The following is an 11,582-nucleotide window of genomic DNA, read 5'->3' as shown; positions in this document are numbered from 1 at the left end:
CAAGCCGGCGCTAAGCTCCTGTTCCTGCCGCCCTACAGCCCCGACCTCAACCCGATCGAGCAGGTCTTTGCCAAGCTCAAGACCTTGCTGCGCAAGGCCGGCGAGCGGACCATCCAAGCTACTTGGCAGCGCATCGGCAAGCTGCTCGACTGTTTCTCGCCATCCGAGTGCGCTGCCTATCTCGCCAACTCAGGTTACGCTTCAATTTAAAACGAACACGCTCTAAGTCAGCAACGAAAACGGGGCCGGTCGATCCGGCCCCGTTCTTTCATTCCGAGGTGAATTCGATCAGGCGGCGGTCGGCGAGACCCGCGGCATGATCCGGACGCCGCGATCGACGATCTGGGTCCAGAAGCGGTCGACCCGCTTCAGCGCCGCGTTCGTGCCCTCGATCGTCGCCTCGTCGACCGGCGTGCTGGCCAGGCTGGCGATGTGGCGATCGTGCATCGCATCGAGCTTGGCGCACAGGTCCAGGCCCTTTGGCGTCAGGCGCACCCGGATCGAGCGCCGATCATGCGGCGAGCGTTCCTGGATCAGATAGTCGTTCTCGACCATCTTCTTGACGTTATAGGACACGTTGGATCCGAGATAGCAGCCGCGCAGCGTCAATTCGCCGACCGTCAGCTCCGCCGATCCGATGTTGAACAGGATCAACGCCTGAACGTTGTTGATGTCCTGCACACCGAGGCTGTCGAGCTCCGTGCGCACCAGTTCCAGGAACTGGCGATGCAAGCGCTCGACCAGCGCGATCAGGTTCAAATAGGACTCTTTCATGCCTGCCTGCTGCCCGGATAATTCGTTAACCTTATCAAACGCAACCCGGGTTAAATTTCACTTAATTCGGTCCTCGCTTTATCGAGCCAAGAGATCGATCAAGGAAACGTGAGCTCGTCGGCCGGATTTTGAAACGGCGCGAAGAATTGCTCGACCCATGCCGCATCGACCTGATCCAGCCGCGCCGGCCGCCAGGCCGGCTTGTTGTCCTTGTCGACCAGGATGGCGCGCACCCCTTCCGGGAAGTCGCTGCCGCCGACCGAGCGCACGGCCAGGCGATATTCGATGCGCAGCATGGCCGCGACGTCGGGCCCAAGCGCCCGGCCCTGGCGCAACTGGCGGAACGTGACCCGCAGGCTGGTCGGCGAGGCGCGCTGGATCGTGTGCAGTGCCTCCGCTGCCCAGGGCGCCGTTTCGGCCGAGAGTGCTGCGATGATCGCCTCCAGGCTATCGCCCGCGAAGATCCGGTCGATGGCAACACGATCGCCCAGCAACGCGCTGGGGCCCGCGTCCTGGCCGTGAGTATCGAGCACGCGCCGGACCGTCTCGTGATCGAGCTGAGGTTTGCCAGCGAGCGCGCCGACCAGTGCATCGATGCCGGGTGACGGCACGACATGGCTGGCGAGCCCGATCGCCTTCAGGTCCGCCGCCTTCAGCCGGCGCCCGGTGAGGCCCAGGCACAGACCGATCTCGCCCGGGCACCGGTTGAGAAACCAAGTGGCGCCGACGTCGGGGAACAGGCCCAGCACCGTCTCGGGCATGGCGACCATGGTGCGCTCGGTCGCGACCACATGGCGGCTGTGCAGCGACAGGCCGCAGCCGCCACCCATGGTGACGCCGTCGATCAGCGCCACGAACGGCTTCGGATAATCGTGGATGCGCAGGTTCAGCCGATATTCCTCAGCGAAGAAATCGCGGGCGAGCCGGGCTTTGTCGACACCCTCCGGCGCGGTCACCAGCGCCCGCACGTCGCCGCCGGCGCAGAACGCCTTTTCGCCGGCCCCGCGGATCACGACCGCATCGACCGCCTCGTCGCCGGCGAACGCGATCAACGCCCGGTCCGTCGCCCGGATCATACCCAGGCTGAGCGCATTCAGCGCCTTCGGCCGGTTGAGCGTGACGATGCCGAGGCGGCCGCGCGTTTCGACCAGCACCTCGTCGGGGATCGGTTCCAGGGCGGAATTGGTCATTTGCGGGCGAGGCTCCAGGATATCGGGATGGCCGCGAGCATAGGTCGAAGCCGCCGATGCTTCAATCCGGCGCGGCTCCCGTGCTCGTCGCGCGATTGTCATCCGGCCGTCCAGGTTCTACCGTACCGCCAGATCGCACCAGTCAACGGATGGCACCTTGTCGTCGTATTCCCTTGGGGCCTATCCCCGCACCCGCCTGCGCCGCAACCGCCATGACGACTGGTCACGCCGCCTGGTCGCCGAGAACGTGGTGACCCCGGCCGACCTGATCTGGCCCGTATTCGTGCAGCCGGGCGACGGTCCGCGCCAGCCGATCTCGTCCATGCCCGGCGTCGAGCGCCTGACCGTGACGCAATTGATCGATGCCGCCGGCGAGGCAGCCGCCCTCGGCATCCCCTGCATCGCGCTGTTCCCCGCGACGGAGGCCAACCTCAAGACCGACGATGGCGCCGAGGCGTGGAACGAGAACAACCTGATCTGCCAGGCGGTGCGCGAGTTGAAGCGGCAGCTGCCGGATCTGGGCGTGCTGTGCGACGTGGCGCTCGATCCCTATACCAGTCACGGCCATGACGGCATCGTGGTCGAGGACCGGGTGCTGAACGACGAGACGGTCGAGGCGCTGGTTCGCCAGTCGCTGACCCAGGCGCGCGCCGGCTGCGACGTGATCGCCCCGTCCGACATGATGGACGGCCGCATCGGCGCGATCCGCGACGCGCTCGATGCCGCAGGCTTCGAGCATGTGCGGCTGATGTCCTATGCCGCCAAATACGCCTCCGCCTTCTACGGCCCGTTCCGCGAGGCGATCGGCTCCAAACGCGCCTCAAACCGGCCGCTCGACAAGCGCGGCTACCAGATGGACCCGGCCAACGGGGAGGAAGCGCTGCGCGAGGTCGCGTTCGACCTGGCCGAGGGTGCCGACATGGTCATGGTCAAGCCCGGCCTGCCCTACCTCGACATCATCCGGCGTGTGAAGGACAATTTCCACGTGCCGACCTACGCCTACCAGGTGAGCGGCGAATACGCGATGCTGCGCGGTGCCATGGACCATGGCTGGCTCGACGAACGCGTCGTACTCGAATCCCTGCTCGGCTTCAAACGCGCCGGCGCCGACGGCGTGCTGACGTACTTCGCGATCGAGGCCGCGAAGCGCCTGAGGGCGGGATAGGCTCTAAACCACTCCGGCGAAGAACCGTCCGATCGCGCGGTCGTGCCAGGGGGTGACGCTGCCGCGGCCGTGGAAACCGAGGTGGCCGCCGCCGCGGGGCAGCAAGGCCGACACATGGGCATAGGCGCCCCAATCGACCGTGCGGTAGCTCTCGGTCGGAATCCAGGGATCGTTCAGCGCATGGACGACCAGGGTCGGCCGGTCGATACGATCGAGGAAGCCGATCGCGGCATTGTGCGCGTAATAATCGTCGGCGCCGGCATAGCCGTTGCGCGGCGCCACGAAGCCGTCGTCGAACTCGAACACGGTGCGCGCCTGTTCGATCGCCAGGCGCTCGGCCTCGGTCAGGGCCGCGCCGGGCGCCAGGGTCTCGTCCTTCATCGTCTTCAGGATCTTCAGGTGATAGAGCTTGTTGCGCGGCTCGAGGATGCGCCGCGAGGTGGCGGCGAGGTCGATCGGCGCCGAGACCGAGGCGGCGCCGCGCACGTCATGGCCATGGGCTCCCTCACCCATGAATTTCAGCACCAGGTTGCCGCCCAGTGAATAGCCGATCAGCACGATGCCCCGGGCGGTCAGGCCCGGCGGCAGGCCTGCGAGGGCCGCGGCCAGGTCGTCGCTGCGGCCGGCGTGGTAATGGCCGCCCGACAATGGCCGCGACGGCCCGGCGCCGCGCAGGCTGAGCCGCAGCACTGGATAGCCCAGGCTGAGCATATGGCGCGTCGTGCGGATCATGTAGGTGCTGCGCTCGTCGCCGCCCAGACCATGGACCACGACGGCGAGCGGCTTGCCCGCACCCCGGCCCTCGGGCGGGCGGTCGAGCCGGGCGGCGAGCGCGTCGCCTGTGCCGTCGCCCAGGGGCAGCACCAGCCGCTCGCCCCCTTTGACGTCAACCGGCGTGCGGAAGATCGTGTTGCGCAGGGTCTGCAGGTCGGGGCCGTACCAGGGAAAGCGCGGGCGGAACGGCTCGAAGTCGGACTGGAGCAGCGTCATCGGGCGAAGAATTCCTCGATGCGGGCGAGTTGCGCTTCCTCCATCAGTGCCGGGGCATGGCCGGCGTCGGCCACCTCGAACAGCGCCGCCTTGGGGCCGCGCCGGGTCATGTCCCGGGCGGTCTCGGCCAGCAGCAGGTCGGACCTGGCGCCGCGGATCACCAGGGTCGGGCATGGGATGCGGTCGTAGAACGGCCAGAGATCGACATCGGCGAGCGGCACCGCCTTGAACGCCCGGGCAATCGCCGGATCGTAGCCCAGGCCCAGGCTGCCGTCGGAGCGGACCCGGTGGCTGGTCTCGGCCATATGGCGCCATTGCGCGTCGGTCAGCGCGCCGAACGAGCCATGGACCGCACGCAGGTATTGTTCGACCCGGTCGAGGTCGGCGAATTCCGGGTCGAGCCCGACATAGTCGGCGATGCGCTGCAGGGCGGCGACCGGGATGAACGGGCCGACGTCGTTGATGACCAGCCGGCGGATTGGCGAACCCGGCTGGCAGGCCAGCATCATGCCGATGATGCCGCCCATGGAGGTGCCGACGTAATCGACCTCGTCCACGCCCAGCCGCGCGATCAGCGCCGCCACGGCGCCCAGATAGACCGGATAGCTGTAGTCCATCGGGTCGACCAGCCACGCGCTGCGCCCCCGCCCCGGCATGTCGGGCGCCGCCACGGGACCGCGCACGGCCAGGCGCCGGGCCAGCACGTCGAAATCGCGCCCGTTGCGGGTCAGGCCATGGACGCAGACCGTGGTGCGCCCGCCGTTGACACCTGGCCAATGGCTGTAGGCGAGCTGGTAGAAACCATGGGGGCCGAGGCACGGCAGGCGCTCTGATCGCATCGACATCATGAGGTGGGTTCTCGCGCTGGGCTTCGGGGATCCCGTGAGATCATATAGGGCGCCGCGCCCACTCTCCACGATCCTAGAACGCCATCGCGCCTGGCGTGGGCATCGGCGGCAGGGTCGGGCTGGTCAAGGGACGGCCGAAATAATAGCCCTGGCCGAAATTGACGCCCAGGCCGGCGGCGGCATAAGCCTCTTCCCGGGTCTCGATCATCTCGCCGATGGTCTTGGCGCCCAGTTCCTCGCACACTGTCGCGATCGAGCGCAGCAGCGACCGGTCGCGCATGTTGTTCATGCCGTTCTTCAGGAACGGGCCGTCGAGCTTGACATAGTCGATCTCGAACCGGCGCAGGTAGGTATAGGCCCCGAAGCCGGCGCCAAAATCGTCGAGGCAGATGCGGTGGCCGAGCGCGCGCAGGCTCTGCAGGAACGTGTCGGCCTGGTCCAGGTTGTCGATGGCGCTCGACTCGGTGATCTCGAACATCAGCTTGGTGCGGTCGATCGGCGCGTCCGCCAGCAGGCGGGCCAGGCGGGTCATGAAGGGCAGGCTGGCCATCGACTTGCCCGACAGGTTGACCGCGATCGGGGCGGCGGCCGGCGAGCCGGTCATCAGCTTCACCACCTTCTCGCACACGGCAAGATCGAGTTCGGCGGCCATGCCGACCTCTTCGCTGAACACGATGAACTCGTACGGGCTCTCGCCCGGCGCGAAGCGCGACAGCACCTCGAAATGATGCACGCCGCCGGATTCCAGATCGACGATCGGCTGGAACACCAGCGAGAAATCGCCGCTCGACACGGTCGAGCGCATCTGTGCGACCCGGTCCAGCGTCTCGTCGACCATGCCGGCCAGCGCCTCTTCGAGCGAGGCCAGCGAGAAGTCGCGCCCGTCGGACTGGGAGAATTTCTTGACGCAATAGGCCAGCGCCTGGGCCGCGTTCTTGTCTTCGAGGTCGGCCGCCTCGATCACGACCTGGGCGCTGCGCACCGCCAACGGCCGCCGGTTGGGCGCCGCCGCCGCGGTGATCGACGCCAGCTCCGCCTCGATCGCGCCGGAATCGAGCCCCGGCCGCGGCACGAGCGCGAAGCCGCTGTCGGAAATCTGCGCTGCCGCGTCGCCGCCGGTCGACGACAGGCGCAGCACGGCGCCGATCTCGCCCATCAGCTCGCTGCGCCGCTGCTCGGTCAGGCGCTGCTGCAGCCCTTCGAGCCCGTCGAGGTGCAGCATGGTGAGCGATACCGGCCCGTCGCCGGTCGATTGCGACACGCGCTTCAGCACGTCGGGCAGGGCTTCGGCGTCGAGCAGCCGGGTCTCGGGATCGCGCGCCTCCTCGACCGCATCCGACAGCGGCGTGATCAGGTGGGAGATGGCGAGGAAGTAGTTGGACCCCTCGCCGCCGAACCGGCAGCCGCCCAGCCAGACCCGCGTGGTGCCGCCATCGGGTCGGGCCAGCGGGATGGCGACCGGCTCGATCCGCTCCGCCTCCGTCAGCCCGTCGAGCACGCGCCCGGCGAAGCCCTGGTCGGACGGTGGGAACAGGTCCATGAAATGGCGGCCGGCGAGCTTGGCGGCGGCGAGCCCGATCAGGCTCTGCGCCGCCCCGGTCGCGAACACGATGCGGCGCTTGGCGTCCAGTTCGATCAGGAGATCCGCCGCGGCGAACGCGAAGGCTACGAAACGATCGCGGTCAGCGCGGATTTCCGCCATTGCGCACAAGGTCCTTCGCTCAATGCCGCCGCAAGCGGCCCGAGTCCACTATTACCACACTGTGTCAGCCCGCGCCTATGACCCGATGGAACGGCGTCGGCGGCTGCTAGCCGGCGGCAGCCGCCGCTTCGAGGGCGGCGATGTCCAGCTTGACCATGCCCATCATCGCCCGCATCACCCGCTCGGCCTTGGCCGCATCCGGGTCGGCCAGCAGCTTCGGCAGGATGGAAGGCACGATCTGCCACGAGACGCCGTAGCGATCGGTCACCCAGCCGCACTGCACCTCCTTGCCGCCGTCCGAAAGCGCCGCCCACAGCCGGTCGACCTCGGCCTGGTCCGCGCAATCGACCGACAGCGAGAGCGCGTGGGTATATTCGACCTTCATGCCGCCGTTGAGCGCCTGGAACCGCTGGCCGGCGAGCGTGAACTCGATGATCAGCACCGTGCCGGCCTTGCCCGCCGTATCGGAGCGGTTCTTCTGGACATGGTCGATCCGCGAATCCGGCAGCAGCGAAACATAGAAATTCGCCGCCTCTTCGGCTTGGCCATCGAACCACAGGCAGGGGGAGATCTTGGACATGGGTGTACTCCTGGCGTTGTCGTTGTCCTAAGGACGAACGGGGAGGTCGGGATCCGACATGGAGTGGAAAATTCTAGGCGCATCGGCATCAAACCGCCCACTGCTGCCGTTCCGGAGCATTATGAGACTGCTCGGAAGCGGATTGTTAAGGAATGAGTAACGGTCGGGACGACAAATGGAGGGACCGCCCTTCGGAGCAGTCTCATGACGTCCGCCACCCTGCTACCCGCCGCTTCCGCGCTCGTCCCCAGGCATCCCGTCGAACTCGCCGAAAGGTTGCTCTGCAGTTGTGCGCGCGTCGCACTTCTGGCGCTGCCGGTGCTGGCGTCGGTCGGGGTCACCCTCCCGACACCGGCCAGAGCCGACACGCTCGGCCTGCCGGGCTCTTCGACCAGCGGCATCATCCTGACGAACTATCCGGGCTACAACACTTTCTACCTCGGCGCGGGCGTCACGGTTCAGAACACGAACCAGCAGGCCGGCAACAGGTCGACCGGCATCTACGGCGATGCGACCCAGGTCTGGACGCTCACCAATGTCGGGACGATCACCAACAAATACAACGTAGGCATCCAGCCGGTCGGCGTCCTGTTCGAGGCCGGGGGCACCGTCGTCAATCAGGGCCGCATCGCCGGCAACTTTTCGACCGGCGTGCAGATCAACGGCGGCCCGGGCCTGCTGGTCAACAGCGGCACCGTCTACGGCTATTACACCGGCGTCACGTTGTCCGCGGGTGGCTCGGTCACGAACAGCAACGGCGGCAGCATCCTCACCGACAGGAACCCCCTTAATACCGGCTATCACGCCATCTCCATCCAGGGTGCCGCCGGCACCGTGGTGAATGCCGGCAGCATCAACGGCGTCTACGCCATCCAGCTGACGGCGGGCGGCCGGGTCACCAACCAGGCGGGCGGCCGGATCACCAGCCAGCAGACCGGCATCTATATCGGCGGTGCCGCCGGTACGGTCAGTAATGCCGGCACTATCACGGCCACCACCGCGGGCAGCGGGACGGGCGTCTACCTGAGATCGGGCGGCGCCGTCACGAACGCGAATACGGGCACCATCACGGCCGGCTACATCGGCGTCCGCACCGGTGGCGCCGGCACCATCATGAATGCCGGCACCATCATCGGCTCGACCTATGGCGTCGTGGCCAGCGCGACCGGCGTCACCGTGACCAACAGCGGCACCATCAAGGGTACCGGCACGGGCGTCGACATGACCGTGGGTGGCATCGTCACGAACAGTGCCGGCGGCAGGATCTCCGGCAGCTACGGTGTCAGATTTTCCGGTGCCGCCGCCAGCACCCTCACGAATGCCGGCACCATCATCGGCACCAGCGGCACGGCCGTGCGTTTCGGCAGCGGCAACGACCGGCTGATCCTGCAGAACGGCGCCACCTTCACCGGAAAGGTCGACGGCGGCAGCGGCAGCAACGTCATCGAACTCGCAACCGGTGCCGGCACGCTTGCCGGGCTCGGCACCAGCTTCACCAACTTCGGCACCGTCGCCCTCGACAGTGGCGGCAGCTGGACCCTGAGCGGCAACAGTACCGTCGCCGCCGGGGTGACGCTGACCAGCGCGGGCACGCTGTTCACCAGTGGGACACTGACCAACGCCGGCACGATTTCCGCCACCGGCAACGCCGTCTCGGGGCCGTCGGCCTATGCCGTCACCATCGCGAACAGCGGCCGGATCACCGGCGGGCAGGACGGCATCGACATCGCCGGCGCCGCCAGGATCTCGAACACGGGCACCATTACGGGCACCGGCGGCTATGGCGTGCACTTCGCCGGCACATTCAACAACACGCTGACCAATTCGGGCACGATTTCCGGCAGCACCGCGGCCGTCCAGTTCGGCAGCGGCAACGACCTGCTTACGCTGCAGGCGGGTGGCGTTTTCGACGGCCTGGTCGATGGCGGCCTCGGTACCAACACGCTCGTGCTCGGCACCGGGACCGGCAGTCTGACCGGGCTCGGCACCAGCTTCACGAACTTCGGCCAGGTGACGATCTCCAACGGATCCGACTGGACGCTGACCGGTGCCAACACCATCGCTTCAGGTGTGACGCTCACGAGCCAGGGTACGCTCTACAGCAGCGGCTCGCTGACCAACGCCGGCTCGATCTCCGGCGGCGTGACCCTGACCGGGGCCGGTCACTTGTCGAATTCGGGCTCGCTCTACAAGGGCGTGGTCCTGACCGGGACCACCGGCCTGTCGAACACCGGCACGATCAGCGCAACGCTGTATCACGCCGTCCAGGCGACCTCGGGCTCCAATGTCATCATCTCCAACAGCGGCCGGATCGACAGCCAATCCGGCTATGGCATCTATCTGAAGGGTGGCGGCTTCATCACGAACAGCAGCGGCGGCACCATCGGTGGCAGCTACGGCATCCTTACTCTCTACAGCGCCAATGCCACGACCATCGCCAACGACGGCACCATTTCCGGTCGTTCCGGCGCCGGCCTCTACCTGGCCAATACCGGTACGCTCATCAACACGGGCGCCATCTCCGGCGTCGGGGATGGCGTCCTCACCAGCCACAAGCTCGCCACGGTCGGCAATAGCGGCCGCATCATCGGCGCCAATATCGGCGTCGACCTTGGCGCCGGCGGCAACCTCAGCAATAGCGGCACGATCGCGGGCACCGGCACGGCCGGCATCGGCGTGCGCTTCGCCGACGGCGGCAGCACGACCTACAACAACACGCTGATCAACAGCGGCACGATCATCGGCAATAGCGGCACGGCCGTGCAGTTCGGCGGCGGCAACGACAGCCTGCTGCTGCAGTCGGGCGCCGTCTTCACCGGCCTGGTCGACGGCGGCGGCGGCACCAACCTCGCCGAATTCACCGGCGGCGCCGTTACCGCCCAACTGACAAATTTCGGCACGGTGACCGTCGACAGCGGGGCGTCCGCGACCCTGACCGGGTCGAACTCGATCGGGACGCTCGACGTCCTGGGCACGCTCGCCAACGCCGGCACCATTCTCTCCACCGTCACGCTCGCCGGTTCAGGCGTGTTGCAGAATCAGGCGGGCAACCTGATCAGCGGCGCGAACGGCGTCTACGCGCTGAGCGGCAGCACGCCCATGCTGACCAATCTCGGCACCATCGTCGGCACCAACGGCGTCGGCGTCCTCTTCACCGCCAGCCAGAACGGGACGATCGTCAACGGCGGCACGATCATCGGCAACGGCGGCACGGCCGTGCGCTTCGGCAGCGGCAACGACCGCCTGGTGCTGATGAGCGGGGCCAGTTTCACCGGCGCGGTCGATGGCGGTGCCGGCACCAACACGCTGGAACTGGCAGCAGGCGGCGGCACCATTACCGGCCTCGGGACCGGGTTCATCAACTTCGGCCAAGTGGCCGTCGATACGGGCGGCGCGTGGAGTGCTGCGGGCGGCAATACCCTCGCCGCTGGGACGACGCTCATCAACGCCGGCACCTTCGCCAATCTTGGCACCTTCACGAACGGCGGCAGCATCGATACATCCGCCGGCTCGTTCTACGACGCGGGCCTGCTGACCAATTCCGGCAGCATCACCGGCACGGTGACGCTGAGCGGTGCCGGCAGCCTCTCGAATTCCGGCCGGATCACCGGCACGAACGCGGCCGTCAATATCCTGACCGGTGGCACCGTCACGAACGATGCCACCGGCACGCTCACCGGCGGCGGCGGTCTCAAGGCCGCCGCCGCGGCCATGGTCACGAACGCGGGCACCATCATCGGCACGAGCCAATATGGCGTCCTGCTGCTGGCCGGCGGCACGGTCGCGAACACCGGCACGGCGGCCCTGATCCAAGGCCCGAACATCGGCGTCTACAGCGGCGGCGCCGCCGGTTTCGTGACCAACGCCGGTACGATCGCCAGCACCGGCATCGGCGTCCAGTTCGGCGGCACCGACGCCAACACGCTCATCAATTCGGGCACGATCGCCGGGCAGGGCGGTACGGCGGTGCTGTTCGGCGCCGGCAACGATCTGCTGGTGCTGCGGCCGGGCGCCGTGTTCGGCGGTGCCGTCGATGGCGGCGCGGGCGCTAACGTGATGGAGCTTTCCGGCATCGGCGGCAGCCTCGGCGGCCTGGGCGGCTCGAACTTCCTCAATTTCGGCAATATCGCCGTCGATAGCGATGCGTCCTGGACCCTGACCGGTGCCAGCACGATCGCGGCGGGCGTGACGCTCACGAATGCCGGGACGCTGACCAGCACCGGCACGTTCAGCAATAGCGGCACCTTCATCGATGCCGGCAGCTTCACGAGTTCGGGTCTGCTGTCGAACAGCGGCAGCATCGACGGCGGGGTGACCCTGACCGGCGGATCGC

Annotated in this window: 9 protein-coding genes; 3 read left to right on the top strand and 6 right to left on the bottom strand. The window is 67.5% G+C overall.

Going from position 1 to position 11,582, the window contains the following annotated elements; all coding sequences use genetic code 11:
* Positions 1-210 (top strand): transposase (locus VGV37_RS22110; RefSeq protein ID WP_326881934.1); only part of this gene is annotated, 210 nt, incomplete at its 5' end.
* A 78-nt stretch (positions 211-288) separates the two neighbouring features.
* Here the strand turns inward: VGV37_RS22110 and VGV37_RS22105 are convergent.
* Entirely contained in the window at positions 289-774 is a 486-nt protein-coding gene (locus VGV37_RS22105) for a MarR family winged helix-turn-helix transcriptional regulator (protein WP_326881933.1), read from the bottom strand.
* 98 nt (positions 775-872) lie between these two features.
* Entirely contained in the window at positions 873-1,964 is a 1,092-nt protein-coding gene (locus VGV37_RS22100; RefSeq protein WP_326881932.1) for an enoyl-CoA hydratase/isomerase family protein, read from the bottom strand.
* A gap of 157 nt (positions 1,965-2,121) precedes the next feature.
* Between VGV37_RS22100 and hemB the strand changes: the two genes are divergently transcribed.
* Entirely contained in the window at positions 2,122-3,129 is a 1,008-nt protein-coding gene (hemB, locus tag VGV37_RS22095) for a porphobilinogen synthase (protein ID WP_326881931.1), read from the top strand.
* 3 nt (positions 3,130-3,132) lie between these two features.
* Here hemB and VGV37_RS22090 read toward each other — a convergent pair whose 3' ends face one another.
* The 4 genes from VGV37_RS22090 to VGV37_RS22075 all read right to left on the bottom strand — a co-directional run bounded on the left by VGV37_RS22090 (position 3,133) and on the right by VGV37_RS22075 (position 7,249).
* Positions 3,133-4,119, bottom strand: coding sequence for a YheT family hydrolase (locus VGV37_RS22090; protein ID WP_326881929.1), 987 nt, complete (start codon positions 4,117-4,119; stop codon positions 3,133-3,135).
* Positions 4,116-4,967 carry an alpha/beta hydrolase gene (locus tag VGV37_RS22085; protein WP_326881928.1) on the bottom strand — a complete coding sequence of 284 codons (852 nt, stop codon included), beginning with the start codon at positions 4,965-4,967 and terminating at the stop codon, positions 4,116-4,118. The genes VGV37_RS22090 and VGV37_RS22085 overlap by 4 nt, the downstream gene beginning before the upstream one ends.
* Positions 4,968-5,040: 73 nt before the next feature.
* A complete protein-coding gene (locus tag VGV37_RS22080; RefSeq protein ID WP_326881927.1) occupies positions 5,041-6,669 on the bottom strand; it encodes an EAL domain-containing protein in 1,629 nt (542 codons plus the stop codon).
* A gap of 106 nt (positions 6,670-6,775) precedes the next feature.
* The gene (locus tag VGV37_RS22075; protein ID WP_326881926.1) at positions 6,776-7,249 is read right to left on the bottom strand and encodes a VOC family protein; all 474 of its coding nucleotides are present in this window, start codon (positions 7,247-7,249) and stop codon (positions 6,776-6,778) included.
* Positions 7,250-7,453: 204 nt separating this feature from the next.
* Between VGV37_RS22075 and VGV37_RS22070 the strand changes: the two genes are divergently transcribed.
* Positions 7,454-11,582 (top strand): hypothetical protein (locus VGV37_RS22070; RefSeq protein ID WP_326881925.1); only part of this gene is annotated, 4,129 nt, incomplete at its 3' end.

This window comes from Aliidongia sp., assembly GCF_035943795.1.
Lineage (GTDB): Bacteria > Pseudomonadota > Alphaproteobacteria > ATCC43930 > CGMCC-115725 > Aliidongia.
The sequence above is the reverse complement of the archived record's forward strand: the minus strand, read 5'-3'. Positions and strand labels throughout refer to the sequence as shown.